The sequence below is a fragment of the Marinobacter sp. SS8-8 genome, from assembly GCF_030540945.1.
GTDB lineage: Bacteria > Pseudomonadota > Gammaproteobacteria > Pseudomonadales > Oleiphilaceae > Marinobacter.
In genome coordinates this window covers 19,315-45,102 of sequence record NZ_JASSVN010000001.1, presented here as the reverse complement: position 1 = coordinate 45,102, position 25,788 = coordinate 19,315, and the positions used below count along the sequence as shown (strand labels likewise).

Here is a 25,788-nt window from a genome sequence, read left to right as displayed (position 1 = left end):
GCATCAAGAACAGGGAGATGTTTGATGGAAGATTGGCAAGGATGCCTGGCCCCCCAGTGCCAGACCGCTTTGTTACGAGCCCGGGACAGCGTTGAACGCCGCGGTGGCTCGGTGATTACCGTTGAAGACTACCTACTTGCCTTGCTGGATTCTGCGCCCGTCATAACCCACTTCCTGCGCGGTTGCGGCGTGGATATGGACGAACTCATCCGCACTATCCAGTGCGAACAACCCATTGTAACGGAGGTCGGCGGCGAAGGGCAGCTATCTTCCCAGCTTATGTACTGGTTTGCAGCGGCCCGGGAAGTCAGTGAGGCGCCATGGCTGGGATGGTCGCAACTCCTGGAGACCCTGGTTCGCCGCGCCGAGCGGCTGCAGGAAAAGGCTTACGTGGCTGTCCTTGAGCTGGTCGCCCGCTGGCCAGACCAGACCGGGGATCGGGACCCTCCACCTATTGATGAGCGTCAAAGAGCGCCAGTGGTGGTTACGGATTCCGCGTGGATTGAGCTTGCCGAAGATGTGGCGGTCAGTCTGGAAACCTCGCCCTCAGCTATGGTTTGGGTGCGTGGTGAGCGTGGTTCCGGCAAAACTGCCTGGCTGCAGACGCTTCTGTCAGCTCTGGAACAGGATTGTGTCGAGCTGGACCTGAGGCGCGAAGCGGAGATCATGGCCAGTGACTTGCCGGCCCTTCCGGAGCCAGGAGATATTGGACATTCCCCGGGCGATCATCCTCGCTGGCCGGTTCTCGTGCTCGACAACATCGCTCCCGCCGATCTGGTTGCCCTGATGGAATTGCCCGATGGCCTGGCGCCCACCCTGATTCTTCAATGGGCAGGGCCGATTCTGCTACTTGGTCCGGATGAGTGTGACAATAGCCATGGGGTGCCGATGCTGCAGCATCGCCTTGGCCGAACTCTTGACACCTATGAGATGCCGGTTTCAAGCGTGGTTCAGCGCCAGGCGATTCTGATCGCCCATCAGGCGGCCATCGAAAAACAGTGGAGTGTGCAGATTCCGGGGGCAGTGATTTGCTTTGTCTCTTCCCGGCACACCCGGTGTGTCAGCACGCCGGGTGGAATGTTGCAGTGGCTGGAACGGGCCGCCGCCCGGCTGAACCTGTTTGCTCGCAGAGGGCCGACGGATGCGGTAGCGCTCGCGGGGCAGGCAGATACCCTGCGGCGTCAGTCTCTGGTGGCACTGGCGCGGAAAGAATCGGTTGAAGGCATCGAGACTTCGCTGGGTGACATCCAACTCCAGCGTGTGGCTGCAGAAGTGGCCTGGCATGAGCGCAAGGCGCTTGGCACGCTTCGTCAGCTCTGTATTGAGGATTTGCGCCGGGAACTGGAACGCTGGGTTGCAGCGCGGCGTGAGCCGGTTCACTATGTGCTCCATCGTGAACAGCAGGATGGAGATTCAGCGGGTGCAGGACCTGGAAATTTATATTCGTGATCTGAAGTCGGGTGCGGTTTCGCGATGGCTTGAACGCCACCTCGACGAATTAAGACTGGACGACAGTGAGGTTACGGGCGTGGTCAGGGGTTCAGCCCGTTATCAAGGCGAGTTGCTTCTGATAGCCCTGTATCCGGAGGCTTTTGGTAAGCGCTTTACGTCACTGGTTATTGAAGGTGAGCGTCTTCCCTGGAGCTGCGATCTGGACTGCGCCCGCAGTGCCTGGCGGGCCATGGATACCGAGATTCGTTGCAGCCCGGGAGACTGGAAAGAAGGCGAGCCGGTTGAGGAAGAAAAGTGGTGGCGCCTGGACCACCGGGGTGAACAACAGGTCGTCTGGAACTGAAAGAGGCAGCCCGCGGGCTGCCTCTTTCAGTGGACTGTGATTCAGTCACTCAGGATGGAAACGTTATCGGCTTGCAGCCCCTTGTCGGCTTCCACAACATTAAAGCGAACCAGTTGTCCCTGGCGGAGAACACGGCGGCCGCGACCACGGATAGCACGGAAGTGAACGAAAATCTCATCGCCACTGTCACGCACGATAAAGCCAAAGCCTTTCTTGACATTAAACCACTTGACGGTGCCTTCTTCATTACCCTCAGGGCTGTTCTCGTCGTAGCCGTCGTCTTCGTCCTCATCGTAGTTCTGGCTTGATGCACGGCTGTCAGGCCGGGAACTGCTGCGCTGGCTGGCCGGTTGTTTGGCTGAGAGCGCAATGGCCAGGAAGCCCGCAATGCCGAAAAGAACAAGGGCAATAAGGTAAGCGGCGATGCCACGGGTGCTTCCCAGTGCTTCTACAAATTCGCCGACGGCAATAAGGCGAAGAGGCTCGGGGGTGAACGACAGCAACAGGGCAAGTACCAAAGGTGCGGGAATGGCGATCAGGAGAGCAACAAGGATCGCTTTGGATGGATTACGCATTGAGTGAAATTTCTCCATTCTTGTAACGCTAACGATAAAAACCGGATATCGGGTAAAATCGGGAATCCGGCCGGTGAAAACCGTCAGTTCCCCGGAAAACGGGAGCGCTGGCGGGCAAAGGCGGCATGATACCAGATTATCCCGAGCGCTGACCAAGCAACGGGGTAACCAGTGTCATCTATCACATTCTTCAGAGATCCACCCAGGGGAGTACCAATACCCAATGAGCCAGAACGATCTGGAAATCCGACTGGACGAGCTGGAAACACGGCTGGCGTTTCAGGATGACGTTATCAACACCCTGAGTGAGCAGGTGGCCAGGCAGGAAATGGACATTCGGGAGTTGTGGGAGGCTAAGCGTTTGTTGCACAAACAACTGAAGGATGTATCCCCGTCCGATATCAAATCGGAACAGGACGAAACCCCTCCGCCTCACTACTGAAAATGGGGTCAGATGAAATTTTCATCTGACCCCATTTTCATCTGACCCCAAGTTCACGCTCTACGCCAGAAGCTCGATCAGAATCTGCTCGTAAATCTCTGACAGGGTATTGAGATCCTGGGCCTTCACGCACTCGTCCACTTTATGAATGGTGGCGTTGATGGGGCCAAGTTCGACCACCTGTGCTCCGGTCGGTGCAATGAAGCGGCCATCTGATGTGCCGCCTGAGGTCGAAAGTTCGGTTTCCCGTCCGGTAACCGAACGAATGGCATCCTGGCTGGCGGAAACCAGTGCGCCCTTGTCGGTCAGGAAGGGCCGCCCGCTCAGGTGCCACCGCAGGTCGTACTTCAGGTTGTGGCGGTCCAGAATTGCGACTACCCGCTCCTCCAGGCTTTCTGCGGTATTTTCGGTGCAGTAGCGGAAGTTGAAGTGCACCAGGCATTCTCCGGGGATGATGTTACTGCCGGTGCCGGCTTCCAGTTTGGTGATCTGGAAGGTGGTCGGCGGGAAGTAATCGTTGCCGTTGTCCCAGAACTCGTTCACCAGTGCATCCAGCGCCGGGGCGACCGAATGGACCGGGTTCTCGGCCATATGCGGATAAGCCACGTGGCCCTGCACGCCGCGAACCGTCAGGTATCCATGGAGAGAGCCCCGGCGTCCATTCTTGATCACGTCGCCCACTTCATGAGTGCTGGACGGTTCGCCAATCAGGCACCAGTCGATCTTCTCGTTCCTGGCTTCAAGGGTTTCCACCACTTTCACGGTGCCGTGCAGGGCGGGGCCTTCTTCATCACTGGTGATCAGCAGGGCAATCGAGCCCCGATGATCCGGGTATTTCGCGACAAACCGCTCACAGGCAGTGATGAACGCAGCGAGGCTGCCTTTCATATCGGCAGCGCCCCGGCCGTAGAGGTAACCGTTCTTGATGACCGGATCGAAGGGCGGGTGAGCCCAGTTCTTCTCCGGCCCGGTTGGCACCACGTCGGTATGCCCGGCAAAGGCGAGCACCGGGCCTTCGGAGCCCTTGCGGGCCCAGAGGTTATCGGTATCGCCAAAACGCAGGTTCTCTCCGGCAAAGCCCAGAGGTGCCAGCCGTGACATCATCAGTTCCTGGCAGCCGGCATCGTCCGGGGTGACGGATCGCCGGCTGATTAAGTCGGCGGCAAGATCGAGTGTCGGAGAATCAGTTGTTTGCATGCAGCTCTTCATTCAGCTCGATGGCGGACTTGTTGGTTTTGCACTCCACCGCGCCGGTCTGGCTGTTACGACGGAACAGCAGGTCGGTCTGGTTGGCCAGATCCCGGGCCTTGATCACTTCCACCAGCTCGTTGTTGTCGTCCAGAAGGGCAACCTTCGTGCCCGCAGTGATGTACAGCCCGGCTTCAACCTTGCAACGGTCGCCCAGCGGGATGCCGATGCCGGCGTTGGCGCCGATCAGGCAGTTCTCGCCAACGGCAATGATGATGTTGCCACCGCCTGAGAGAGTGCCCATGGTGGAGCAGCCGCCGCCCAGATCCGAGCCCCTGCCAACCATAACGCCGGCGGAAATACGGCCTTCAATCATGCTGGTGCCTTCGGTACCGGCATTGAAGTTGATGAAGCCTTCATGCATGACCGTGGTGCCTTCACCCACATAGGCGCCCAGACGGACACGGGCGGTATCGGCGATACGCACGCCTTTGGGCACCACGTAGTCGGTCATTTGCGGGAACTTGTCTACCGATTTCACCTCCAGGGTACGGCCTTCCAGGCGAGCCTGTAGCTGGCGGTCTGACAACTCGTTCAGATCGATAGCGCCTTCGTTGGTCCAGGCCAGGTTCGGCAGCAGACCGAAAATACCGTCCAGCTTTACACCGTGCGGTTTTGCCAGGCGGTGGGAGATCAGGTGCAGCTTCAGGTAAACCTCAGGCGTGCTTGAGGCGGTGACATCGGTTTCCAGGATAGTGACCGCCACCGGGCCCTTGCTGTTGGCAGCTTTTCCCGCCAGGGCTGCCTGGTCGGTCTCGCCAACCTGGCGCAGAGCATTGGCAAGCTGGCTGAGTTGTTCGGCAGTGGCGTTGATCGCCTGGTTGCCACCCTGGTAGCCCATTGCATTGCGAATGACTTCCATGAGGGTGTTGTCAGGTGTCATGACCGGCTTCTGGTAAAAGACTTCCAGCCATTCGCCCTGGTTGTTCTGGGTGCCGATACCGATACCGAATGCAAAACTCATCAGGTGGTTGCTCCTGTTCTGAATATGGGGTCAGAAGAACGCTTTCTTCTGACCCCGGAGTTAAATTTTGACGTGGAATTCAGGCTGGCCATGAAGCCCATTCGTCTGCATTGAAGCCCGTGGACACATTCCCGCCCCGTTCGACGACGGGGCGCTTAATGATGGATGGATTCTCCAGCATGATCTCGTGGGCGCTCTGGGCGCTAATGGTATCACGAACCTCCTCGGGAAGTTTGCGCCAGGTGGTTCCGCGACGGTTCAGCAGGGTCTCCCAGCCAACGGCCTGTTCCCAGCGGGATAGCACCTCGCCGTCCAGTCCGTCCTTTTTGAAATCGTGGAATTCGTAGTCAACGCCATTCTCATCCAGCCATTTGCGGGCTTTCTTGACCGTATCGCAGTTCTTGATACCGTAGAGTTTCATTGTGGAACCTCGAAAAAGGGGTTGAGCATGGGGTCAGATGAAACTTTCATCTGACCCCTTTTTCATCTGACCCCATGTTCGTCCCCGGCGGGAGAGGGCCAGGGAGAGGAGCGATCAGTTGGCCTTCACAAATTCAACAATCCGTCGCGCCGCCTCAAGGCATTCTTCAAGCGGCGCCACCAATGCCAGTCGCACCCGGTTTTCGCCCGGATTATGGCCGTCCACGGTCCGGGACAGGTATCGGCCCGGCAGCACGTGTACATTCTGCTGGGCTGAAAGTTCCCGGGCGAAGGTTTCATCATCCATCGGGGTAACCGGCCATAGATAGAAACCGGCATCCGGGAAATCCACGTCCAGCACTTCGCGCAGGATGGGAACCACCGCCTCGAACTTGGCGCGATAGGCCGCGCGGTTTTCCCGCACATGGTCTTCGTCGTTCCAGGCGGCAATGCTGGCCAGTTGGTTGTGGGCCGGCATCGCACAACCATGGTAGGTGCGATACTTCAGGTAGCCTTCGAGAATCCGGGCGTCACCGGCAACAAACCCGGACCGCAGCCCCGGCAGGTTGCTGCGCTTGGACAGGCTGTGGAATACCACGCATCGGGTGTAATCATCGCGGCCAATGGCGGCGCAGGTTTGAAGGAGTCCTTCGGGGGGAATGCCTTCGTCCGGGTAGAGCTCGGAGTAGCACTCGTCTGAGGCTATAATAAAGTCGTATTTGTCCGCCAGGGAAATGACCTTGGTCAGTGTTTCCCTGGGAATAACCGCTCCACTCGGATTGCCCGGCGAGCATAGGAAAAGCACCTGGCAGGCCTGCCAGGTGGATTCGGGCACCGAGCCGAAATCCGGAACGAAGCCGTTGGAGCCGTCGCAGGGCAGGTAAGCGGGTGTGGCGCCTGCCAGGAAGGCGGCTCCTTCGTACACCTGGTAAAACGGATTCGGGCTCACCACCGTGGCCGGCTTGCTGGTGTCCACGACCGCCTGGACCAGGGAGAAGATGGCCTCCCGGGTTCCATTTACCGGCACGATATGGCGGGCCGGGCTCAGGCTGCCGGGTGCCAGGCTGAATCGGCGGGTTGCCCATCGGCTGATGGCTTCGCGGAGTTCGTCCGTGCCCCGGGTGGTCGGGTAATTGGCAAGCTTGTCGAGATTGTTCGCAATGATCTGCTTAACGAAGTCTGGCGACGGATGTTTGGGTTCACCAATACCGAGCGAAATCGGCCGGAGATGGTCGGGCGCGGTGATGCCGGCCTTGAGTCTGGCCAGTTTTTCGAACGGGTAGGGGTGGAGTCTGTCCAGATTCGGATTCATTGAATGTCGTCCAGCATTTTACAGAGGTCTTGCTGCAGGGCCCGGCACATGGCCGGGTCCCGGATAGGTTCGCCCTGCTCGTCGGTGACGAAGAATACGTCCTCAACCCGCTCGCCCAGGGTGGCAATCTTGGCGTTGCTAAGGCGAACGCGGTGCTCCAGCAATACCTGGCCAATCCGTGCCAGAAGGCCGGGGCGGTCAGGTGTGATCACTTCCATGACGGTGCGCTGGTTGATGGTGTCGTTGGAAAACGTCACTTCGGTCGGGAAGGCGAAATGCTTCAGTTGCCGTGGCGTGCGCCGGTGGATGATGTCGGGATAGTCCTCGGGGTCGTCGAGTTCTTCGATCAGTCTCAGCCGCACCCGTTCCTTACGGGCCGGGTCAATACCCAGTGGCTGGCCCTTTTCGTCCAGAACCACGTAGGAGCTGATGGAGTAGGGGCCTTCGCTGGAGCTGATCCGGGCATCCACGATGTTCAGATTGAGTTGTTCCAGCACCGCCGTGGTCGCGGCAAACAGGGTCACCCGGTCCTTCATGTAAATGATGATTTGGGAATAGCCGTCGGTGGGGCCGCCCCGGGTGTCGCGAATCAGTACCAGCGGGTCCGGGTTGTCGCCATGGCGGATGATGGCGGCGGTTTGCCAGGCGATATCCACAGTGGAATCCTGGAGGAAGTAGTCCTCGTCCACTGTGTCCCAGATGGCATCAATCTGCTCGTCGGTCATGTTCTGGGCGTGCAGGATCTCCCGGGCTTCGGACTGGGTGGCACGCACCCACTCCTGCCGGTCGATGGGGGTTTCCGTTCCCCGGCGCAAGGCCCGTTTTGTCTCGATATACAGCTGGCGCAGGAGGGAAGCGCGCCAGGTATTCCAGAGCTTGGGGTTAGTGGCGCTGATGTCGCACACAGTCAGTATGTACAGGTAATCCAGATGTGCCTGGCTTGGCACTGCCCTGGCAAAACCGTGGATAATGTCCGGGTCCGAGATGTCCTTGCGCTGAGCGGTCATGGACATCAGCAGATGGTTCTCTACCAGCCAGGAAATCAACTGGGTATCCCGCTCGCTGAGGTGATGCCGTTTGCAGAAGGTTTCGGCATCCATGGCGCCCAGTTCTGAGTGGTCACCACCCCGGCCTTTGGCGACATCGTGATAGATGCCCGCGATATAAAGGGTTTCCAGCTTTGGCAGCCGGTGGATCAGGCGGGAGGCGAGGGGGTATTCGGTCCGGGCGTCGGCGCCGCTCAGCCGGACCATGTTGCGGATTACCCGCAGGGTGTGGGCATCCACCGTGTAAATGTGGAAAAGGTCATGCTGCATCTGGCCAATTATCTGGCCAAATTCCGGCAGGTAGCGGCCAAGCACGTTGTACTTTTTCATGGCAGAGAGGGTCTGGTCCAGCGCGTGGGGGGTTCTCAATAACTCCATGAACAGCGTGGTTACCGCCAGATCGGAACGGAAGGCGTCATCAATCAGGTGTCGGTGCGCTCGCAGTGAGCGAATCGTGGTGGCCCGGATGCCCTTGATCCCGGGGTGCTGCGCCATCAGCACGAAGATTTCCATGATGGCATAAGGCGCGTAGGCAAAGACCTGATTGTTGACGGCTTCTATATAGTTGTTGCGAATCTGGAAGCGTTTGTTGATCGGCTGGATCGCATCCTCCGAAGCGCTGCCGAGGATCGCTTCGTCGTAATACTGCAGAATCACATCGGCCAGCTCGGCGAGGGCGAGAACGGTCCGGTAGTAGGACTGCATCATCAATTCCACGCCGAGGCGTTTGCCTTCATCCTTGTAGCCAAGCATCTGGGCCAGGGCCCGCTGGTGATCAAACAGAAGCCGGTTCTCATTCCTGTCCGCCAGAAGCTGAAGGCCGTAACGCAGCTGCCACAGGAAGGTTTCACCCTGGAACAGGACCAGGTGCTCTTCTTCGGTGAGGATGCTGAAGCGGGTGAGGTCAGCTAGGCTCTGCAGGCCGAAATGCCGCTTGGTAATCCAGCCGATGGTCTGGATATCACGAAGGGCGCCCGGCGAACCTTTCACGTTGGGCTCAAGGTTGTACTCGGTATCGCCGTATTTGTGATGCCGCTGCTGCTGCTCTTCCCGTTTGGCAATAAAGTAGTTGCGGTCGGTACTGACATCATCGGAATACACCTGTTCGCTGAGCCCCCTGCGCAGCTCATCCGGCCCCGCAATCGTGCGGGTCTCAAGCAGATTGGTCAGGATGGTGACATCTTCGCGGGCGGCGGCTTTGCTTTCCTCGATACTGCGAACGCTGTGGCCGATATCGAGCCTCAGGTCCCAGAGCAGCGTAACGAAGGCGCCGAGGTCCTCATGCCAGCGGTCTTCAATGCCATTCCGGGTGAGGATTAACAGATCGATGTCGGAGTGGGGGTGAAGCTCGCCCCGGCCATAGCCGCCCACGGCAATCAGGGCGATATCCGGTGAGCTGGAAAAGGGGTAACGGTTCCAGATCAGTCTGAGAACGGTATCGACCGAATCGGCCCTGGAATGGACCAGAGCGCGGACATCGGCGCCCTGTCTGAAGGCCTCGGCATCGGCGCTGTACCTCCCCTTCAAAAGCTCCCGGGCCGCCTTCACCGGGGAGGGGTCGTTACTGATGCGTGATTCCAGCTCGCTTTGGTCCACTTAGAAGGACTCTTCTGATCGCTTGGTGAGAACCTCGTGGCCGTCCGCGGTCACAAGGATGGTGTGTTCCCACTGGGCAGACAGCTTGTGGTCCTTGGTGACCACGGTCCATCCGTCTGGCAGCAGCCTGGTCTGGTACTTGCCCTGATTGATCATCGGCTCAATGGTGAAGGTCATGCCTTCCTGTAGCTCCATGCCGGTGCCGGGTTTTCCGTAGTGCATCACTTGTGGTTCCTCATGGAATACCGCGCCGATGCCATGGCCACAGTAGTCACGTACCACCGAGTAACGATGTTTCTCGGCATGCTGCTGGATAACGTTACCGATATCGCCTAGGCGGGTTCCCGGCCTTACCAGCTCAATACCTTTATATAGGCACTCCTGGGTTATCTGGATCAGGCGCTCGGTACCCGGTTTCGGATTGCCGACGATCCACATCTTGCTGGTGTCGCCGTGGTAGCCCTCCTTTATTACGGTCACATCAATGTTCAGGATGTCCCCGTCCTTGAGAATTTTCTTCTCGGAAGGAATGCCGTGGCAGATGACATGGTTGACCGAGGTGCAGATGGATTTCGGAAACCCCTTGTAGTTGAGCGGGGCCGGGATGGCCTTCTGCTCGTTCACAATGTAATCGTGGCAAATCCGGTCGAGCTCTTCGGTGGTTACGCCAGGCTTGACGTGTTCACCGATCATCTCGAGAACTTCGGCCGCCAGGCGGCCTGCGACGCGCATCTTTTCGATTTCTTCCGGGGTCTTGATCGATACCTGCATTGGGCTTCCCGTTGATTTGTATCAAACCGGCATTTTAAGGGGCCTGATGCCCGGGTACAAGGAAGTGGGCTCTCAAAAATAATGGCGTTTGTCGGCCCGTTTGTGGTATAAACGCGCCCGCCGGAAACGAATCCGGCAAATTCACACACGTGTCGGCACGTTATCCCAGGGTGCCTGCTCCTGCTTTATCTTTATAAAGGGGCCAGGTTGGGGTAATCGGATACGTGGAGGACTAACCCGAAGCTAAAAAGGTAACGATCATGGCTCAGGTAAATATGCGTGACCTGCTCAAGGCAGGTGCTCACTTCGGTCACCAGACCCGCTACTGGAACCCGAAAATGTCGAAGTTCATCTTCGGCGCCCGTAACAAGATTCATATCATCAACCTTGAGCAGACTGTTCCTGCCATGAACGATGCGCTGAAGTTCGTTCAGCAACTGGCAGAGAACAAGAACAAGATCCTGTTCGTCGGTACCAAGCGTGCCGCGGCCAAGATCATCAAGGAGGAAGCCGAGCGTGCCGGTCAGCCGTTCGTTAATCACCGCTGGCTCGGTGGCATGCTGACCAACTACAAGACCATTCGTCAGTCTATCCGTCGCTACCGTGATCTGGAAGCCCAGAGCAAGGACGGCACATTCGACAAGCTGACCAAGAAAGAAGCTCTGGACCGTACCCGTGAAATGGACCGCCTTGAGCGTTCTATTGGTGGTATCAAGGACATGGGTGGCCTGCCGGACGCCATGTTTGTGATCGATGTTGACCACGAGCGCATCGCTATCAAGGAAGCCAACAAGCTGGGCATCCCTGTTATCGGCGTTGTGGATACCAACAGCGATCCGGACGGTGTTGATTACGTCATTCCGGGCAACGATGACGCCATCCGCGCTATCCAGATTTACGTGCAGGCCGTGGCCAACACCTGTATCGAAGCCGCCCAGGCAGGCGGTGCCGGAGCTGACGAGTTTATTGAAATCAGCGAAGATGCCGAAGGCGCTGCTCCCGCCGCTGAGTGACGCTTTGCCTTCACCTTGTAAGATGTCAGGTATGCCCGGGATTGCTTCGGGCATACCTCCCCACCGAATTCGGAACAGTTGAGAGGATTGAACATGGCTGCAATTACCGCTGCAATGGTCAAAGAGCTGCGTGAGCGTACCGGCCTTGGCATGATGGAGTGCAAGAAAGCACTCGTGGAAGCTGAAGGCAGTGTTGACGCTGCAATCGAAGAGCTGCGTAAGTCTTCCGGCCTGAAGGCTGCCAAGAAAGCCGGCCGCACCGCCGCTGAAGGCGTGTCTCTGATCAAGATCTCTGACGACAACACCGTTGCTTGCATTCTGGAAGTTAACTCAGAAACAGACTTCGTTGCCCGTGACGACAACTTCGTCAACTTCGCCAACGATGTTCTGAATGTCGCTTTCGAAAAAGGCGAAACTGACGTTGCCAGGCTGATGGATGGCGATCTGGAAGCCAAGCGTGAAGCGCTGGTTCAGAAGATCGGTGAGAACATCACCGTGCGTCGCATCGTTAAGGTTGAAGGTCCGGTTGTTGGTGGCTATGTCCACAGCAACAACAAGATTGCTTCCGTTGTTGCGCTGACGGCCGGTGATCCGGAAGTGGCCCGCGACGTCGCCATGCACGCTGCGGCCGTTAACCCGCGGGTTGGCAAACCGGAAGACATGCCTGCCGATGAGCTCGAGAAAGAGAAAGACGTCATCAAGGCCCAGCCGGATATGGAAGGCAAGCCTGCCGAAATCGTCGAGAAGATGATGGGTGGCCGCATCAAGAAGTTCCTCAAGGAAAACAGCCTTGTTGAGCAGCCTTTCGTTAAAAACCCGGACCAGACCGTGGGTGAACTGATCAAGTCCGCCGGTGGCGAACTGGTCGGCTTTGTTCGCCTGGAAGTGGGTGAAGGCATTGAGAAGGAAGAGGTGGACTTTGCTGCCGAGGTTGCTGCCGCAGCCGGCACAGGCAAGGCCTGATCCTTCGTTTGGTGCAGCAGGCATTCCGCCGCTGTATCACCTGAGTCTGCCACGTTAGCCGGGTATTCCCGGCTAACGTGGCGGGCTTGTATCTGAGATACCCCTTTTTGTGAGGAGTATGTCAGATACAAGCCTGCAACGGGTATCACGCCGGATAGCAGCCAACAGACGAAAAGGGGATCCTCATGCCGACATCATCGAAAACCCAGCCCAGATACAAGCGTGTTCTGCTCAAGCTCAGTGGCGAGGCCCTGATGGGGGAGCATGATTTCGGTATTGATCCCAAAGTTCTTGATCGCATGGCCCTGGAAATCGGCGCGCTGATTGGCATTGGCGTCCAGGTTGGTCTCGTGATTGGCGGTGGCAACCTGTTCCGCGGTGCAGCCCTGAATGCCGCCGGCATGGATCGGGTCACCGGTGACCACATGGGTATGCTGGCCACCGTCATGAATGGCCTCGCCATGCGTGATGCCCTAGAGCGTTCCAATATCCGGACCCGCGTAATGTCCGCAATCCCCATGAGCGGGATTGTCGAGCACTATGACCGCCGTCGGGCGGTGCGGGACCTGAAGGACGGAGATGTGGTGATCTTCTGCGCCGGCACCGGCAACCCCTTCTTCACCACGGATTCCGCCGCCTGCCTGCGTGGTATCGAAATTGAGGCCGATGCGGTACTCAAGGCCACCAAGGTGGATGGCGTATACTCCGCTGATCCGCATCTGGATAGCAGTGCTGAGAAATACGACCACCTCACCTACGATGAGGTGCTGGACAAAAAACTGGGCGTGATGGATCTGACGGCCATCTGCCTTGCACGGGATCACGGCATGCCGCTACGGGTATTCGACATGAACCGTTCAGGCGCGCTGATTCGCATCGTAACCGGCGAAAGAGAAGGTACACTGATCGAATAACCTGACTGTCCGGGTCTCTTCGATCCGCGCCTTCCAAAGGGACCAGGTTACTGAATGACATGACGAACGAAGTGAGGATGCTGAAGTGATTAACGACATCAAAGCAGAAGCCGAAAAGAAAATGAAGAAGAGCCTGGAGTCTCTGCACTCGGCGTTTAACAAGATCCGTACCGGCCGGGCCCACCCGTCCATCCTGGACAGCGTCATGGTGAATTACTATGGCCAGGAGACGCCGCTCAAGCAGGTGGCAAGTGTCAATGTCGAGGATAACCGGACCCTGACCGTCTCCCCCTGGGAGAAAAACCTGATGCCGACCATCGAGAAGGCCATCATGAGCTCTGATCTTGGCCTCAACCCGGCCACCAGCGGCGACATCATTCGCATTCCGATGCCTATGCTGACCGAAGAAACCCGCAAGGAAATGGTCAAGCAGGCGAAAGCCGACGCCGAGCACGGTCGTGTGTCTGTGCGCAACGCTCGCCGTGACGCCAACAGCATGATCAAGGAGCTGTTGAAGGAAAAGGAAATCACCGAAGACGACGAGCGCAAGGGCGAGGAAGAGATCCAGAAGCTGACTGATCGCTATATTGCCGAAGTCGAGAAAATGCTCAAGGCCAAAGAAGAGGACCTGATGGCGGTTTAACCGCCCGGGTTCACTTGCAAGCGAATTGAAAGGCTGGTGCAACCTTGCGCGCCGGCCGCACAGGGGTTTTCATGACGGGAACTGTATCCGCGGAGATTCCGGTGTCGGCAGACAGCCGGCCCCGGCATGTGGCCATTATCATGGATGGTAACAACCGGTGGGCCAAGGCCCGCCGGCTCAAGGGGGTAGCCGGCCATAAGGCCGGGGTGGATGCAGTCAGGGCGGTGGTGGGAGCCTGCGCACGCGAAGGTGTGGAAGTGCTCACCCTGTTCGCCTTCTCCAGTGAAAACTGGCGTCGTCCCAGGGATGAAGTTTCCGCACTGATGAAGCTGTTCCTGTTTGCCCTGGAACGGGAAGTCCGCAAGCTCCATCGCAATGACATTCGCCTCAGAATCATCGGCGACCGTTCCGCCTTCAGTCCGGCCTTGCATAAGCACATGGCGGCGGCAGAAGAACTGACCCGCTATAATTCCCGTATGACACTGGTGATAGCCGCCAATTACGGTGGCCACTGGGATATCACGCAGGCGACGCGCCAGGTTGCCGAGCGGGTGCGGGCAGGACAGCTGGCGCCTTCGGATATCACCGATGACCTTGTTCAGCAGCACCTCAGTATTGGTGATCTGCCGATGCCGGATCTGATGATCCGGACAGCGGGTGAACAGCGGATCAGTAATTTCATGTTGTGGCAGCTGGCTTACACAGAGCTTTACTTCTCACCGGTGTACTGGCCTGATTTCCGGGAAGAGGAAATGCGCAAGGCCCTTCAGGCCTATGCCGGTCGCCAGCGTCGTTTTGGCCAGACGGATGATCAGATCACGGCCAAGACCCCACAACAATAACGAACGATAGCGACGTTAACTGTGTTAAAAACCCGAATTATCACCGCACTGATCCTCGCCCCCATTGCCATTGGCGGGATTTTCTTCCTCCCGCCCCTGGGTTTCGCGCTCTTTACCGGGGCCATCATTACCGTGGGTGCCTGGGAGTGGGCGAATATGTCCGGCATTGAGAATCCTCCGGGCCGTGTGGCGTACGCTTTGGTGACTGCTGCCATTCTTTATGGTTTGCTGAACGCTCCTGTTGTTGCGGTGCTCTGGCTGGCGCTCGCCTGGTGGTTTATCTGTTTCCTGCTGGTTCGCAGCTACCCTGGTGGCTCAGAAAAATGGGGCAGCCTGCCTGCACGAGCGGTTATGGGGTTGTTTGTTCTGGTGCCCGCGTGGGTCGGATTGAACCATTTACGTATCGGCGGCTTCCAGTTTGGTGACAGTACCAATAACCTTCTCCTTATCCTGTATGTGTTGTGTGTGGTCTGGGTTGCGGATATCGGTGCCTACTTCGCAGGGCGGGCATTTGGCAAGGCCAAGCTGGCGCCCCGGGTCAGTCCGGGGAAGTCCTGGGCGGGTGTTTGGGGCGGCCTGGTCGCGGTGGGGGCTTTCGCTCTGGTAGTCAGCTTCCTGGCCTCGGCAGGGGCGGGCCAGACATTGCTTCTTATGATTGCCAGTCTGGCCACAGGTCTGGTTTCGGTGTTAGGCGACCTGCTGGAAAGCATGTTCAAGCGGCACCGCGGCATCAAGGACAGTAGCCAGTTGCTGCCCGGCCATGGAGGCATCATGGACCGGATTGACAGCCTGACGGCCGCTATTCCGGTATTTGCGCTGATTATTACCCAACTTGGTTGGCTGACAGCCGGGCACTGGTGACTATGCTAACCCGTCATATCAGTGTATTGGGGGCTACGGGCTCCATTGGTCTGAGCACCCTGGATGTCATTCGCCGGCACCCTGACCGGTTCTCGGTCTATGCGTTAACCGCCAGTACCCGTGCCGACGAACTCGCCGTGTTGTGCCGCGAATTCCACCCCAGGGTTGCCGTTATGGCCGATCCCGAAGCTGCCGCTACGCTCTCGGAGTTACTGGCCGATTTGCCAGGCACTGAGGTGCTCGCTGGCCTCGGCGGGCTTTGCGAGGTGGCTTCGGCCCCGGCCGTTGATACTGTGATGGCTGCGATTGTCGGCGCTGCGGGGCTGTCGCCGACACTCTCGGCGGTGCGGGCAGGCAAGCGGGTATTGCTCGCCAACAAAGAAGCCCTGGTGATGTCCGGCAAGCTGTTTATGGATGCCGTGGCAGGGGCAGGGGCGGAACTCCTGCCCATTGACTCTGAACACAACGCTATTTTTCAGTGTATGCCGGCGGACAAGATCCGGGACCCTGCCGGTGCCGGCATCACCCGGATCCTGCTGACGGCGTCCGGTGGCCCTTTTCGGGAGCATTCCGCTGGCGATCTTCGGGCGGTGACACCGGCCCAGGCCTGTGCCCACCCGAACTGGTCCATGGGGCAGAAGATTTCCGTTGATTCCGCGACATTGATGAACAAGGGCCTGGAGCTGATAGAAGCCTGCTGGCTGTTCAATACAACGCCCCAGAAGGTGGAGGTGCACGTTCACCCCGAGAGCATTATTCACTCCATGGTAGAGTATGCAGATGGTTCTGTGCTCGCCCAGCTTGGCAGCCCGGATATGAGAACCCCCATTGCCAATGGCCTGGCCTGGCCGGAGCGTATTGATGCGGGCGTCGCGCAGCTGGATCTGTTTGCCATCGGCCGTTTTCATTTCGAGCGTCCGGACCTGGTTCGCTTCCCCTGCCTTCGCCTGGCTGCGGAAGCCTTCGAGGCCGGAGGCACAGCTCCGGCGGTATTGAACGCAGCAAATGAAGTGGCGGTTGCCGCGTTTCTTGAAGGTAACCTTTGTTTTGCCGATATCCCCGTTATTATAGAGCGCACGCTGGTTGCTACCGCGGTTGAACCAGCTGACAGTTTTGAGGTTATCTTCGCCAAGGACACCGAAGCACGGGCCCGGGCATGGGAACAGATTAAGCTGTTAACTGTCTGACACTCGCAGCGGTTTGCTGCCAGGCTGAAGCCATCAATCAGGAACGCTATGCAGATTATTGAATCCGTCCTCGCACTTGCGCTGACCCTGGGCATCCTTGTGACCCTGCATGAATACGGTCATTTCTGGGTTGCCCGCCGTTGCGGCGTGAAAGTGCTCCGTTTCTCCGTTGGTTTCGGAAAGCCGCTGTATTCCTGGTACGACAGGCACGGCACCGAATTCGCCATAGCCGCCATTCCACTTGGCGGTTATGTCAAAATGCTGGATGAACGGGAAGGGCCGGTACCCGAGGAACTGAAACACCAGGCCTTTACTTCCAAGCCGCCGTCGCAGCGTATTGCCATTGCAGCGGCGGGTCCGCTGGCTAACTTTATTTTTGCGATTTTCGCCTACTGGCTGCTGAGCGTGGTCGGAGTTACCTACGTTGCCCCCATTGTCGGGCAGGTGGCCGATGGGAGTGCGGCAGCGCGCGTTGGCTTGCAGGAAGGCATGGAAATTCATTCCGTGGATGGCCATCGGGTCAACTCCTGGCGGGATGTCAACATGCGTATCCTGGAGCGAACCGGTGAGCAGGGCCTGATTTCCATGGAGGTGTCTGACGGCGGTGCCCGGGGCACGGTCAGCGGAGAGCTTGCTGGCTGGGGCCTGAGCGACGATACTCCGAATCCGCTGGCGGAATTTGGCATCACACCCTGGCGCCCTGCGGTTCCGGCAGTGCTGGGCCAGATTTCCGAGGGTGGCCGGGCCCAGGTGGCCGGCCTGCTAACCGGGGATCGCGTGGTTGCCGTTAACGGAGAGCCCGTCAGTAGCTGGTTTGATTTGGTCGAGTTCATCCGCAACGCCCCTGAACAGACGTTACAGGTAACCGTGAAACGCAATGGCACGGAACGCCCAATCCGCGTTACGCCGGAAGCGAAAAGCGAAGAGGGCGGTGGAACAATTGGCTTTATTGGCGCCGGCGTTGAAGCCATCTCCTGGCCTGATGACGTGCTGCGCGAAGTCAGCTATGGTCCGTTTGCCGCGGTTCCCGTTGCTTTCAGTGAAACCTGGGCCGACACCCGGCTGACCCTCGTGGCCATAAAGAAAATGATCACCGGCCTGCTGTCGCCCACCAACCTCAGCGGGCCAATTACGATTGCCAGGGTTGCTGAAGCCAGTGTCAGCTCCGGATTTGAAGATTTCGTGCGTTTTCTCGCCTATCTCAGCGTGAGTCTCGGCATCCTGAACCTTCTGCCGGTGCCGGTGCTTGATGGTGGTCATATTGTCTACTACACCATCGAAGTTCTCCGCGGAAAGCCGCTCTCCGAGCAGGCCCAGGCGGTCGGATTACGAATTGGTATGGCAATGATTCTCACATTAATGGTGTTTGCTCTTTACAACGACCTGATGCGGTTGTGAGAATTGCGAACTTCTTACGCGCATTAACCAGGCGAAATATTTGAATGAGACGTTCTCTTCTAGGTGTAGCCGTTGGCCTCGCTGTGGCCCTGTCTGGCTTGAAGCCAGCACTTGCAGACCAGTTCACAGTTGCGGATATCGAGGTAGAGGGTCTGCAGAGGGTTTCTGCGGGTACCGTTTTTTCTGCGTTCCCTGTGAACATCGGTGAGCGGGTTGACGAGACCGAGCTGGCCGATGCCATCAGGTCACTGTTCCGGACCGGGTTGTTTACGGACATTGAGGCTAGCCGCGATGGTGGTGTTCTCATCGTGACGGTTCGCGAACGACCTTCCATCAGCAATATCGAGATCGAAGGCAACAAGAACATTGAAACAGAGATGTTGATGGATGCCCTGGCAGGTGCCGGTCTCCAGGAAGGCCAGGTTTTCCGGCGCGCGACCCTCGAGCGTCTTGAGCTGGAGATTCTGCGGTCTTACATCGCCCAGGGGCGTTACAACGCCCGGGTGAAGGCAACGGCGGAAGAACTTCCACAGAATCGTGTTGCAATTCGCCTGGATATAAATGAAGGCTCTGTGGCGGCGATACGCCACATCAATCTGATCGGCAACGAAGACTTCAGCGACGATGAGTTGCGTGAGCTGTTTGAGTTGCAGACCACAAGCTGGTGGAACTCAATCACCAATTCCGACAAGTATGCGCGAGAGCGGCTCAGCGGTGACCTGGAATCCCTGCGCTCATTCTATCTGGACCGCGGTTACCTGGATTTCAATGTGGAATCCAGTCAGGTTTCCATCTCGCCGGACAAGCAGAAGGTTTTCATCGCCATCGCTCTGAACGAGGGGCCCCAGTACACCATCTCAGAGATAAACCTGCGCGGAGAGCTCATTGTGGACGAGGAAGAGTTGCGCTCGCTGATTCCGGTCACGGAGGGCGATGTGTTCTCCCGCTCCCGCATGACAGCCATATCCGAAGCCCTGGCATTCCGGCTCGGCAGGGAGGGCTACGCCTTCGCCAACGTCAATGCCATTCCCGAGCCGGGTGAAGACAACACAGCCGCCGTCACCTTCTTTGTTGAACCAGGCAAGCGAGCCTATGTGCGACGGGTCAATTTCGAGGGTAACGTATCGACTCGTGACGACGTTCTCCGCCAGGAAATGACACAGATGGAAGGGGGCGTGGCTTCTTCGGATCGTATCGAGTTTTCCAGGACCAGACTGGAGCGTCTCGGCTTTTTCCAGGCGGTGAACGTTGACACGGTGCCGGTTCCGGGCGCCGACGACCTGGTTGACGTAAATTACTCGGTGGAAGAGCAGGCAACGGGCAGCCTTTCTGCCTCCGTCGGTTTTTCCCAGAATACCGGTATCATTCTTGGTGCCAATGTGTCTGAGAACAACTTTTTCGGTACCGGCAAACGAGTCTCATTTGGTGTCAACGTGAGCAACTATGTCAAAAGCGCAAACTTTTCTTACCTGGATCCGTATTTCACAGTTGACGGCGTGAGTCGCGGTTTCAGTCTGTCCGCGCGCCAAACGAACTATGAGGATCAATATATATCCGCTTTCCTTCTGGACGAATACAGCGGACGAGTCAACTTTGGCTACCCCATAGACAACATTACTCGGCTGAACTTCGGAACTGGCATTACTCAGTCAAATCTGAAAGAGGGTCGTTATACTTCCAAAGAAGTCAGCCAGTTTATTGATGAAGAGGGGGCCACATTCAATAACCTCTTTGTATTTGGCAACTGGCGCAGAAGTACCCTGAACCGGGGAGTGTTGCCCAGTGATGGCTACAGCCAGTCGCTCTCACTTGACCTGGCGGTTCCGGGCAGTGACCTGACCTTCTACAAACTGTCCCAAAAGACCGATTTTTACTACCCAATAACGGATAACAATCGCTGGGTATTCCGTACCAGGCTGGAGCTTGGGTATGGTGATGGTTATGGAAATCGTACCAGGATGCCCTTTTATGAGAATTTCTATACAGGGGGCTACGGTTCTGTTCGCGGGTATCGGATAAATTCCCTCGGCCTGAGGGCGACGAATAACGTCAACGACACGACACGCCCCGATCCTTTTGGTGGCAACCTGCTAACTGAAGGTAGTGTTGAGCTTATTTTCCCGACACCCTTTGCCACCGACTCCCGCTCCATGAGAACGTCATTGTTCTTTGATGCCGGCCAGGTGTTTGATACTGATCGCGGCTTTGGCCCTTCACTGGGAGAGCTCAGGATGTCAGCCGGTATTGGTTTTCAATGGATCACTGCTGTCGGCCCGCTGGCCTTCAGCCTGGCGCAACCGATCAATGCCCAGCCGGAGGATTATACTCAGGTCTTCCAGTTCTCACTGGGGCAGACCTTCTGACGCATGAATAATAACTGTCGAACGAAAACCAGGAGAAAACCAATGTCCCGATTCATGTTGATATTCACTGCCGTGATTATGGCATTTTCATTCCCGGCCATGGCGGAAAGCCGCATCGGTGTGGTCGATCTGAGGCAGGCAATGTTCTCCTCAAATGATGCCAAGGCCTTCAGCGAATCGCTCCAGAAGGATTTTGCCGCCGATGAAGCCAAGGTCCGCGAGGCACAGGAAGAGGCGCACCAGCTCAAGGATCGCCTCGAAAAAGACGGTGCCATGATGAACGAGACCGAACGTAACCAGCTTGCCGGTGAGTTCCAGGAAAAAGTGAAAGAATTCAACTTCCTCAAGCAGCGGCTTGATACCGCTGTCAATCAGCGCAAGCAGGCGTTCCTGGAAGGGGCTCGCCCGGAAGTGGACGCGGCGGTCAAAGAACTTCTTGAGGAAAATGAGCTCGACCTGATTCTGCCGAGCGAAGCGGTCATTTATGTGAAGCCGGAAATGAACCTGACATCTCAGCTTCTGGAAAAACTGAATCGTTAATCCGTGGCGGGCACCCGGGTGCCCTGAAAGTTGCTTGGGAGCACGCAATGACAGATAGGTCTTACTGCCTGGGGGAGATTGCCAGCGCCCTGGGTGCAGAGCTGCGGGGCGATCCTGATGTGCGGGTTTCGAGTTTGGCAACATTGCAGGCAGCCGGGCCTGGCCAGATCAGCTTTCTGGCAAATCCGTGTTACGGAAAATACCTGACGGATACACGAGCTTCGGCCGTTATTGCTTCGCCGGCCTCGGCAGCGGATGCTCCGACCAACGTCCTGTTACTGGACAACCCCTACCTCGGATACGCTCGTCTGAGTCATTGGTTTGACCCCGCTCCGATTGCTTCGCCTGGCATTCATCCGACCGCTGTTGTAGATCCGTCCGTCACCCTCGCTGACGATGTCTGTATCGGCCCCAATGTCGTTGTGGAGGCCGGCGTCGAGATTGGTGGGAAAGTGGTTGTTGGCGCCGGCTCGGTTATTGGCGCCCGAACCACAATCGGGGCGCAGACGGTGATACGGCCTAGGGTGACTCTGGCCCATGATGTGCTGATTGGAAGGCGCTGCCACATCCTCAGTGGTGCCGTTATCGGCTCCGACGGTTTTGGTTTCGCCAATGAAAAGGGCGTGTGGCATCGAATTGCGCAACTCGGCCGTGTTGTTCTCGGCGATGACGTGGAGGTGGGTGCCAACACCACCATTGACCGGGGTGCCCTCGACGACACCGTCATTGGTAATGGTGTGAAACTCGACAACCTGATTCAGATTGCCCACAACGTCTGCATTGGTGATCACAGCGCCATGGCCGCTATGGTGGGGATTGCCGGTAGTACCCGAATTGGCAGGCATTGTGTGTTTGGCGGCGCGTCCGGAGTGGCGGGCCACCTTGAGATTGGTGATCAGGTTCACCTGACGGGCATGACACTGGTGACCGGTGATATCCGGGAGCCGGGCGTGTACTCTTCCGGAACCAGCGCGGACAGCAACCGTCAGTGGCGCAAGAACGCTGTACGTTTTCGCCAGCTTGATGCCTTGGCGCGACGGGTAAAAGAACTGGAAAAAAAATCAGAGGGCCGAGGCCAATCAACATGATGAACACCAAAGAAATACTGGAATACCTGCCGCACCGATACCCGTTTTTGCTGGTTGATCGGGTAACGGAGGTCGAAAAGGGAAAGTCGATCAAGGGCTACAAGAATCTTTCGTTTAACGAGGAGTTTTTCCAGGGCCATTTCCCGAACAACCCGATCATGCCGGGTGTTCTGATCATTGAAGCCATGGCCCAGCTTTCAGGCATTCTCGGTTTTGTGACCGTGGGCCGGAAACCCTCTGATGGCGTGGTACAATACTTGGCTGGGTCCAGCAAGGCGCGCTGGAAACGCCCCGTTTTGCCGGGAGACCAACTCTGTATGGAGTCGGAACTCATCTCCGGTAAACGGGGTATCTACAAATTCGAGTGTCGCGCGCTGGTCAACGGTGAAGTCGTGTGCGTGGCCGAGATTCTGACCGCTGAGAGAGAAGTTTGATGGCGACAAATGACTGGTCGGGTGTCCATCCGCAGGCGATTGTAGATCCGTCAGCCAGGCTCGGGGATAACGTTACTGTTGGCCCCTGGAGCTACATTGGCCCGGACGTGGAAATCGGAGACGGTACCGAGATCCTTTCCCATGTGGTGGTCAAGGGCCCTGCCGTTATCGGTCGCAACAACCGTATTTTCCAGTTTTCGAGCATTGGCGAAGAGTGCCAGGACAAGAAGTACGCGGGCGAGCCTACAACTCTGGTGATCGGTGACAACAATGTCATCCGCGAGAACTGTACCATCCACCGGGGCACCGTCCAGGACCGTGGCGAAACCCGGATTGGCAGCGGCAACCTGCTGATGGCTTATGTGCATGTGGCCCACGACTGCGTCGTGGGTGACAACACCATCCTGGCTAATTGCGCGACCCTTGCGGGCCATGTATCAATAGGCGATTATGCGATTCTGGGTGGTGGCACCATGGTGCACCAGTTCTGCCACATTGGCATTCACAGCATGGCTGCGGGCGGCAGTATCGTACTGAAAGACATGCCCGCATACGTGATGGCCAGCGGCCAGTCCGCCCGGCCCCATGGCATGAACTTCGAAGGCCTGAAACGCCGCGGGTTCAGCAAGGAAGTGTTGCTGGTGCTGCGCCGGGCCTACAAGATTATTTACCGCCAGGGCCTGACTACCGAGCAGGCCGTGGCAGAGCTGGAAAAAGCCTATTCCGATGTGGCCGAAGTGCGGCCTCTCATAGACTCCCTGCGTGGAGCAGACCGCGGCATCATCCGCTAACCCGGCGGGAGCCAGTCGGTGACGGACCATCCTTCAAGCGCGATCATCAGTGAGCGTAGTATCACCTTCGGAATTATTGCCGGTGAGGCGTCGGGAGACATTCTCGGTGCCGGCCTGGTCCGTTCTCTCCGGTATCGTTACCCCAATGCCCGTTTTGTGGGGATCGGCGGTGAGGAAATGGTCGCCGAAGGCTTCCATTCCCTGGTGCCAATGGAGCGCCTGTCGGTGATGGGCCTGGTGGAAGTGCTGGGCAGAATCCGCGAGCTGTTCAGCATCCGCACTCGGTTGCTCGATTATTTTTTTACCACTCCACCGGATGTGGTCATCGGCATTGATTCCCCGGATTTCACCCTGGCCATCGAACGACGCTGCCGGGAAGCGGGCATACTCTCCGTGCATTATGTGAGTCCCTCGGTGTGGGCCTGGCGCCAGAAGCGGATCTTAAAGATCGCCAAATCCGTTAATCTCATGCTCACCCTGTTTCCCTTCGAAGCCCGGTTCTACGAAGAGCACCAGGTTCCGGTCGCTTTCGTGGGCCATCCCCTGGCTGATCGCATTCCCATGGAGCCGGATACCCTGAAGTTGAGGGGGTCCCTTGGTCTTGAAGCGAATGCGCCGGTTCTGGCGGTTCTGCCCGGCAGTCGGGCAGGGGAGGTGGAGCGCCTTGGCACCCTGTTTCTGGAGGCTTCCCGCTGGATTCAGGAAAAGTGTCCGGATCTTCAGCTGGTGATTCCCTGTGTGAACCGGGATCGCGAGAAGCAGGTCCGGGACCTGGTGGATGCGCTGGATGTGAAACTGCCGGTCACCATTGTCCGGGGTCGCTCCCGGGATGTGATGGCCGCTTCCGATGTGGTTCTGCTCGCTTCCGGCACCGCTACCCTGGAAGCCATGCTGTTGAAAAAGCCCATGGTAGTGGGTTACCGCCTGAGCGGACTCAGCTACGCTTTGCTCTCCAGGCTGGTCAAGGTGCCCTACGTGGCGCTGCCCAACCTGCTGGCCAGGCGCCAATTGGTGCCTGAGCTGCTCCAGGGCGACGCTACTGCCGAAAGCCTTGGTGCCGCTGTGCTCCGGAGCCTGGAGAACAGCGAAGAACGGGCCCGGCTCAAGGAAGCGTTCACTAAATTGCACCACACCCTGAAGCGGGGTGCAGACGAGAAAGCTGCCCAGGCCATCTCGGAACTGGTGGAAAGAGGGGCAAGCTGATGCCCAAGGCACCCTTGCCGCCATTTGTATGTCGCTACACCGGCTCGCTCCTGGCCGGTGTAGACGAAGTAGGTCGAGGCCCGCTGATCGGCGCAGTCGTCACTGCTGCCGTAATTCTGGACCCGGAACGGCCCATTGCTGGCCTGGCCGACTCCAAGAAACTCACTGAAAAGCGCCGAAATGCCCTCTACGAGGAAATCCTCAAGCATGCTCAAGCCTGGGGCGTCGGCCGGTGTGAGGCCCGTGAGATTGATAGGTTGAACATCTACCAGGCCACCATGCTGGCGATGGAGCGGGCCGTTTCCGGCCTCGTTATTGCGCCGGAGTACGTGCTGGTAGACGGCAATCGCTGCCCCCAGTGGCACTGGCCCTCGGAGCCCGTGATCAAGGGCGATAGCCGCGTAGAGGCAATCAGCGCTGCCTCCATCATTGCCAAGGTAACCCGTGACCGCGAGATGGAAGCGCTGGAAACCCGATTTCCCGGCTTCGGCCTGGCACAGCACAAGGGCTACCCAACCCCGGCCCACCTGGAAGCACTGCGCCGCCTCGGCGCAACCCCCGAACACCGTCGTTCCTTCCGACCGGTTCAGGAGGTTATTGACGACGTGGGTCTCTGCCAGCACAGCGTGCCGACGGAATCGGGAGAACTCCAATACCGCACTGATCTTTTTGAAGATATCGGTTGACAACGCCAGATCGAATCCTTAGTATACGCGCACGTTGATCTGGGCTAACCCGGTAAACAGCCAGTTTTGATGCGGGGTGGAGCAGTCTGGTGGCTCGTCGGGCTCCCAATCCCGAGGAAGCCGAAGGGAGTCATCGACCTTCGGCTTATGAGCCCGACCAACAGGCGGGCTCTGAAGACCAGAATGATGAAAAGTTTGATGCGGGGTGGAGCAGTCTGGTAGCTCGTCGGGCTCATAACCCGAAGGTCGTTGGTTCGAATCCAGCCCCCGCTACCATCTTAGAGAAAGGCAGATCAGTTAGTTACTGGTCTGCCTTTTTTGCTTGTCCGGCAGAAAGTTTCCCATTCCGGACTTGGCTGAGATCAAGGCCCGATCCGGTTCGCTCCAATAATTCAGGTTGAACTCAGGTGACTGTGGTTTGCTTATACTGATGGTGATGCGTGCCCGCACCGGAGATCACACAATGGTAGCCGGGTGCACTTGCAGATTGAGGAGGGTTTATATGGAATGGTTGGCGGAAAACTGGTTCTGGGTGGTTATTGGCATCCTGTTCGTGGCCATGCATATGTTCGGGCACGGAGGGCATGGTGGCCACGGCGGGGGCGGGCACGGCGGACATGGCGCGCCGGACAAACCGGACAAGCCGGACAGCGACCGGGACAGGCCTTCGGGCCATCAGCATTGACGGGGGGT

At 57.8% G+C, this 25,788-nt stretch carries 26 protein-coding genes and 1 tRNA gene; 20 read left to right on the top strand and 7 right to left on the bottom strand.

What is annotated here, in order from left to right; all coding sequences use genetic code 11:
* The first annotated feature begins 24 nt into the window (after window positions 1–24).
* Window positions 25–1,449 (top strand): hypothetical protein, encoded by a 1,425-nt coding sequence (locus QPL96_RS00190; protein WP_303284803.1) that lies wholly within the window; start codon window positions 25–27, stop codon window positions 1,447–1,449.
* Window positions 1,421–1,795, top strand: a complete 375-nt coding sequence (locus QPL96_RS00185) for a hypothetical protein (RefSeq protein WP_303284802.1) — start codon at window positions 1,421–1,423, stop codon at window positions 1,793–1,795. Before QPL96_RS00190 ends, QPL96_RS00185 begins: the two co-directional genes overlap by 29 nt.
* 41 nt (window positions 1,796–1,836) lie before the next feature.
* On the opposite strand, the gene QPL96_RS00180 is transcribed toward QPL96_RS00185, so the two are convergent.
* A complete protein-coding gene (locus tag QPL96_RS00180) occupies window positions 1,837–2,370 on the bottom strand; it encodes a cold-shock protein (protein WP_303284800.1) in 534 nt (177 codons plus the stop codon).
* A gap of 223 nt (window positions 2,371–2,593) precedes the next feature.
* Between QPL96_RS00180 and QPL96_RS00175 the strand changes: the two genes are divergently transcribed.
* Window positions 2,594–2,812: a SlyX family protein gene (locus QPL96_RS00175; RefSeq protein WP_303284798.1), complete on the top strand. Its 219-nt coding sequence runs from the start codon at window positions 2,594–2,596 to the stop codon at window positions 2,810–2,812.
* 60 nt (window positions 2,813–2,872) lie between these two features.
* Here the strand turns inward: QPL96_RS00175 and dapE are convergent, their stop codons facing one another.
* The 6 genes from dapE to map form a co-directional block, all read right to left on the bottom strand.
* Complete coding sequence (gene dapE, locus QPL96_RS00170) at window positions 2,873–4,009, bottom strand: succinyl-diaminopimelate desuccinylase (protein WP_303284797.1); 1,137 nt, start codon at window positions 4,007–4,009, stop codon at window positions 2,873–2,875.
* Window positions 3,996–5,024, bottom strand: a complete 1,029-nt coding sequence (dapD, locus tag QPL96_RS00165; RefSeq protein WP_303284796.1) for a 2,3,4,5-tetrahydropyridine-2,6-dicarboxylate N-succinyltransferase — start codon at window positions 5,022–5,024, stop codon at window positions 3,996–3,998. Before dapD ends, dapE begins: the two co-directional genes overlap by 14 nt.
* Window positions 5,025–5,103: 79 nt before the next feature.
* On the bottom strand, window positions 5,104–5,445 hold the full coding sequence (locus tag QPL96_RS00160) for an ArsC family reductase (RefSeq protein ID WP_303284795.1): 342 nt from the start codon (window positions 5,443–5,445) through the stop codon (window positions 5,104–5,106).
* A gap of 114 nt (window positions 5,446–5,559) precedes the next feature.
* Window positions 5,560–6,756, bottom strand: a complete 1,197-nt coding sequence (gene dapC, locus QPL96_RS00155; RefSeq protein ID WP_303284794.1) for a succinyldiaminopimelate transaminase — start codon at window positions 6,754–6,756, stop codon at window positions 5,560–5,562.
* Window positions 6,753–9,398 (bottom strand): [protein-PII] uridylyltransferase, encoded by a 2,646-nt coding sequence (locus tag QPL96_RS00150; RefSeq protein WP_303284793.1) that lies wholly within the window; start codon window positions 9,396–9,398, stop codon window positions 6,753–6,755. Before QPL96_RS00150 ends, dapC begins: the two co-directional genes overlap by 4 nt.
* The gene (map, locus tag QPL96_RS00145) at window positions 9,399–10,169 is read right to left on the bottom strand and encodes a type I methionyl aminopeptidase (protein ID WP_303284792.1); all 771 of its coding nucleotides are present in this window, start codon (window positions 10,167–10,169) and stop codon (window positions 9,399–9,401) included. It lies immediately after the preceding gene.
* Between the two features lie 260 nt (window positions 10,170–10,429).
* On the opposite strand from map, the gene rpsB reads away from it, so the two are divergent.
* The 17 genes from rpsB (at window position 10,430) to QPL96_RS00060 (ending at window position 25,780) form a co-directional block, all read left to right on the top strand.
* The gene (gene rpsB, locus QPL96_RS00140) at window positions 10,430–11,182 is read left to right on the top strand and encodes a 30S ribosomal protein S2 (protein ID WP_303284791.1); all 753 of its coding nucleotides are present in this window, start codon (window positions 10,430–10,432) and stop codon (window positions 11,180–11,182) included.
* 93 nt (window positions 11,183–11,275) lie between these two features.
* The gene (gene tsf, locus QPL96_RS00135) at window positions 11,276–12,145 is read left to right on the top strand and encodes a translation elongation factor Ts (RefSeq protein ID WP_303284790.1); all 870 of its coding nucleotides are present in this window, start codon (window positions 11,276–11,278) and stop codon (window positions 12,143–12,145) included.
* Between the two features lie 185 nt (window positions 12,146–12,330).
* Entirely contained in the window at window positions 12,331–13,059 is a 729-nt protein-coding gene (gene pyrH / locus QPL96_RS00130; RefSeq protein WP_303284789.1) for a UMP kinase, read from the top strand.
* 85 nt (window positions 13,060–13,144) lie between these two features.
* The gene (gene frr, locus QPL96_RS00125; protein WP_117620069.1) at window positions 13,145–13,702 is read left to right on the top strand and encodes a ribosome recycling factor; all 558 of its coding nucleotides are present in this window, start codon (window positions 13,145–13,147) and stop codon (window positions 13,700–13,702) included.
* A gap of 71 nt (window positions 13,703–13,773) precedes the next feature.
* Window positions 13,774–14,544 carry a polyprenyl diphosphate synthase gene (gene uppS, locus QPL96_RS00120; RefSeq protein WP_303284787.1) on the top strand — a complete coding sequence of 257 codons (771 nt, stop codon included), beginning with the start codon at window positions 13,774–13,776 and terminating at the stop codon, window positions 14,542–14,544.
* 21 nt (window positions 14,545–14,565) lie between these two features.
* Window positions 14,566–15,405 carry a phosphatidate cytidylyltransferase gene (locus QPL96_RS00115; RefSeq protein ID WP_303284785.1) on the top strand — a complete coding sequence of 280 codons (840 nt, stop codon included), beginning with the start codon at window positions 14,566–14,568 and terminating at the stop codon, window positions 15,403–15,405.
* Between the two features lie 2 nt (window positions 15,406–15,407).
* Complete coding sequence (ispC, locus tag QPL96_RS00110; RefSeq protein WP_303284784.1) at window positions 15,408–16,592, top strand: 1-deoxy-D-xylulose-5-phosphate reductoisomerase; 1,185 nt, start codon at window positions 15,408–15,410, stop codon at window positions 16,590–16,592.
* Window positions 16,593–16,640: 48 nt separating this feature from the next.
* Window positions 16,641–17,990: an RIP metalloprotease RseP gene (gene rseP, locus QPL96_RS00105; RefSeq protein ID WP_303284782.1), complete on the top strand. Its 1,350-nt coding sequence runs from the start codon at window positions 16,641–16,643 to the stop codon at window positions 17,988–17,990.
* A 44-nt stretch (window positions 17,991–18,034) separates the two neighbouring features.
* Window positions 18,035–20,353: an outer membrane protein assembly factor BamA gene (gene bamA, locus QPL96_RS00100; RefSeq protein ID WP_303284781.1), complete on the top strand. Its 2,319-nt coding sequence runs from the start codon at window positions 18,035–18,037 to the stop codon at window positions 20,351–20,353.
* 42 nt (window positions 20,354–20,395) lie between these two features.
* A complete protein-coding gene (locus QPL96_RS00095) occupies window positions 20,396–20,893 on the top strand; it encodes an OmpH family outer membrane protein (protein ID WP_303284780.1) in 498 nt (165 codons plus the stop codon).
* Window positions 20,894–20,940: 47 nt separating this feature from the next.
* Window positions 20,941–21,981, top strand: a complete 1,041-nt coding sequence (gene lpxD / locus QPL96_RS00090) for a UDP-3-O-(3-hydroxymyristoyl)glucosamine N-acyltransferase (RefSeq protein WP_303284778.1) — start codon at window positions 20,941–20,943, stop codon at window positions 21,979–21,981.
* Window positions 21,978–22,415, top strand: coding sequence for a 3-hydroxyacyl-ACP dehydratase FabZ (gene fabZ / locus QPL96_RS00085; protein ID WP_303284776.1), 438 nt, complete (start codon window positions 21,978–21,980; stop codon window positions 22,413–22,415). Before lpxD ends, fabZ begins: the two co-directional genes overlap by 4 nt.
* On the top strand, window positions 22,415–23,206 hold the full coding sequence (lpxA, locus tag QPL96_RS00080) for an acyl-ACP--UDP-N-acetylglucosamine O-acyltransferase (RefSeq protein ID WP_303284775.1): 792 nt from the start codon (window positions 22,415–22,417) through the stop codon (window positions 23,204–23,206). The genes fabZ and lpxA overlap by 1 nt, the downstream gene beginning before the upstream one ends.
* A gap of 18 nt (window positions 23,207–23,224) precedes the next feature.
* Window positions 23,225–24,409 carry a lipid-A-disaccharide synthase gene (gene lpxB, locus QPL96_RS00075; RefSeq protein ID WP_303284774.1) on the top strand — a complete coding sequence of 395 codons (1,185 nt, stop codon included), beginning with the start codon at window positions 23,225–23,227 and terminating at the stop codon, window positions 24,407–24,409.
* The gene (gene rnhB, locus QPL96_RS00070; protein ID WP_303284773.1) at window positions 24,409–25,095 is read left to right on the top strand and encodes a ribonuclease HII; all 687 of its coding nucleotides are present in this window, start codon (window positions 24,409–24,411) and stop codon (window positions 25,093–25,095) included. Before lpxB ends, rnhB begins: the two co-directional genes overlap by 1 nt.
* 199 nt (window positions 25,096–25,294) lie before the next feature.
* Window positions 25,295–25,371 (top strand) — tRNA-Met (locus QPL96_RS00065).
* 226 nt (window positions 25,372–25,597) lie between these two features.
* The gene (locus QPL96_RS00060) at window positions 25,598–25,780 is read left to right on the top strand and encodes a DUF2933 domain-containing protein (RefSeq protein WP_008177410.1); all 183 of its coding nucleotides are present in this window, start codon (window positions 25,598–25,600) and stop codon (window positions 25,778–25,780) included.
* Window positions 25,781–25,788: the final 8 nt, after the last annotated feature.

What these genes read in the sequence shown, in the direction of transcription:
- map (WP_303284792.1), bottom strand. Translation starts at nt 10,169, where the DNA reads ATGCAGGTATCGATCAAGACCCCGGAAGAAATCGAAAAGATGCGCGTC.
- rnhB (WP_303284773.1), top strand. Translation starts at nt 24,409, where the DNA reads ATGCCCAAGGCACCCTTGCCGCCATTTGTATGTCGCTACACCGGCTCG.
- rpsB (WP_303284791.1), top strand. Translation starts at nt 10,430, where the DNA reads ATGGCTCAGGTAAATATGCGTGACCTGCTCAAGGCAGGTGCTCACTTC.
- pyrH (WP_303284789.1), top strand. Translation starts at nt 12,331, where the DNA reads ATGCCGACATCATCGAAAACCCAGCCCAGATACAAGCGTGTTCTGCTC.
- QPL96_RS00095 (WP_303284780.1), top strand. Translation starts at nt 20,396, where the DNA reads ATGTCCCGATTCATGTTGATATTCACTGCCGTGATTATGGCATTTTCA.
- QPL96_RS00175 (WP_303284798.1), top strand. Translation starts at nt 2,594, where the DNA reads ATGAGCCAGAACGATCTGGAAATCCGACTGGACGAGCTGGAAACACGG.
- bamA (WP_303284781.1), top strand. Translation starts at nt 18,035, where the DNA reads ATGAGACGTTCTCTTCTAGGTGTAGCCGTTGGCCTCGCTGTGGCCCTG.
- QPL96_RS00060 (WP_008177410.1), top strand. Translation starts at nt 25,598, where the DNA reads ATGGAATGGTTGGCGGAAAACTGGTTCTGGGTGGTTATTGGCATCCTG.
- QPL96_RS00190 (WP_303284803.1), top strand. Translation starts at nt 25, where the DNA reads ATGGAAGATTGGCAAGGATGCCTGGCCCCCCAGTGCCAGACCGCTTTG.
- dapC (WP_303284794.1), bottom strand. Translation starts at nt 6,756, where the DNA reads ATGAATCCGAATCTGGACAGACTCCACCCCTACCCGTTCGAAAAACTG.
- fabZ (WP_303284776.1), top strand. Translation starts at nt 21,978, where the DNA reads ATGATGAACACCAAAGAAATACTGGAATACCTGCCGCACCGATACCCG.
- lpxD (WP_303284778.1), top strand. Translation starts at nt 20,941, where the DNA reads ATGACAGATAGGTCTTACTGCCTGGGGGAGATTGCCAGCGCCCTGGGT.
- tsf (WP_303284790.1), top strand. Translation starts at nt 11,276, where the DNA reads ATGGCTGCAATTACCGCTGCAATGGTCAAAGAGCTGCGTGAGCGTACC.
- ispC (WP_303284784.1), top strand. Translation starts at nt 15,408, where the DNA reads ATGCTAACCCGTCATATCAGTGTATTGGGGGCTACGGGCTCCATTGGT.
- rseP (WP_303284782.1), top strand. Translation starts at nt 16,641, where the DNA reads ATGCAGATTATTGAATCCGTCCTCGCACTTGCGCTGACCCTGGGCATC.
- uppS (WP_303284787.1), top strand. Translation starts at nt 13,774, where the DNA reads ATGACGGGAACTGTATCCGCGGAGATTCCGGTGTCGGCAGACAGCCGG.
- dapD (WP_303284796.1), bottom strand. Translation starts at nt 5,024, where the DNA reads ATGAGTTTTGCATTCGGTATCGGTATCGGCACCCAGAACAACCAGGGC.
- dapE (WP_303284797.1), bottom strand. Translation starts at nt 4,009, where the DNA reads ATGCAAACAACTGATTCTCCGACACTCGATCTTGCCGCCGACTTAATC.
- QPL96_RS00160 (WP_303284795.1), bottom strand. Translation starts at nt 5,445, where the DNA reads ATGAAACTCTACGGTATCAAGAACTGCGATACGGTCAAGAAAGCCCGC.
- lpxA (WP_303284775.1), top strand. Translation starts at nt 22,415, where the DNA reads ATGGCGACAAATGACTGGTCGGGTGTCCATCCGCAGGCGATTGTAGAT.
- QPL96_RS00180 (WP_303284800.1), bottom strand. Translation starts at nt 2,370, where the DNA reads ATGCGTAATCCATCCAAAGCGATCCTTGTTGCTCTCCTGATCGCCATT.